1 protein-coding gene is annotated in these 1,259 nt (G+C 64.9%); it reads right to left on the bottom strand.

Going from position 1 to position 1,259, the window contains the following annotated elements:
• Positions 1-194 precede the first annotated feature (194 nt).
• Entirely contained in the window at positions 195-1,097 is a 903-nt protein-coding gene (locus TBIF_RS24230; RefSeq protein WP_148302370.1) for a hypothetical protein, read from the bottom strand.
• Positions 1,098-1,259 lie beyond the last annotated feature (162 nt).

Genomic DNA, 1,259 nt, shown 5'->3' with positions numbered 1-1,259 from the left:
AGCAAGTTCATTATGCTGCCCTCAAGGCTGAGCCGCAGCCCGTTTAGGAGCGGCACAGAACCTGGGGCAGTTCATCCTGTCTGCGGGACTCGGCGCCGGGGTGGCGGTGGGCTGGATCGCGCTACTGGTCGGTCTGTGGGCTGGCTGACGCCTGCCTGTGCCCCCAACGGCCAGGTTGTGCAAGGGAACCGCGGCTAGCGGCGGTCATCGGCTGGTGGGCCGAGGTCGTGGAGTTCGCGTAGGCGACGGTTGAGCTCGCGTGCACGGCGTCGCCGCGCATGCTTGTCCGCCGTCCTAGTGCGGGAACGCTGCGGACCAGCACCACCAGAGTCTGGATCATCCGGTGTGGTGGTGGGTCCGCGTGGTGGCGGTTTCTGGAATCGCACCGTCCGCAGTGCTGGGAACAGGGCCTCGTTGTTGTGGCCGCGGCCGATGATTGTGATGCCATCCGGGCTGGTCACCGTGACCCGGGTAAAGCCCTCAGTGTCGATGAATTGATCGTCGAGCCAGTCCCCGAATGTTTTGATCAGATGGTGGTAGCGGCATTTGGTGTTGGTATCGCGCGCGCAGGTTTGCCCGCCTGCCGCGGGATGGCGGTGGTTGAACTCGTCCACATGATCGAGATCCGACGCCCACGCTGGTTTATTGCACCCCGGGAACACGCAGTAGCCGTCCCGTGCGCGGATGAAGGTGTCGAGTGCGGCGGAGAACCGGTACGGGTCCCCCGGTTGATGGGTGGGCAGTGTTTGCCCTGGCTTTGGGTTCAACGGCCTGACAATCGCATCGGGCCGTGCCGCGATGGCACGGACGTGGTCGGCGGTGATCACGCCATAGCCGTCGAGGAACCCTGAACGTTCGGACTCGCGGGGCCCGGAATCGCCAGGCCCGTCGTCATCGTCACTGTCGAGGCTGGGTCCGTCGTCGCCGGGGCCCCCATCGTCAGGGCCGTCGTCGTGTGAACCGTCATCACCAGGCCCCTCATCTGGGTAGTCTCCGTCCGGGCCGCCGTCGCTGGGCCCGTCGCCGTCCCCGTCCTCGTTGAGGGTCTCGTCCTGGCAGATCACGTGCACAATAATCCGGGCATGCTGATCACTCATACCGCCTTCCGATGGGGTGGCGGCGCAATCCTCACGTTCGCACTGACACATGACCGCGATCCCTTGGAGCGTCTGCATCGCGGCGTCGGGGTAGTGCCCCGTGTAGTGGTGGAATTCGGATCAGCGTAGCGATCAACGAATCAGCGTGAACGCTAGGCGATT

This window comes from Tomitella biformata AHU 1821 (assembly GCF_000524475.1).
Classification (GTDB): domain Bacteria; phylum Actinomycetota; class Actinomycetes; order Mycobacteriales; family Mycobacteriaceae; genus Tomitella; species Tomitella biformata.
This window is presented reverse-complemented; position numbering and strand designations above follow the sequence as displayed.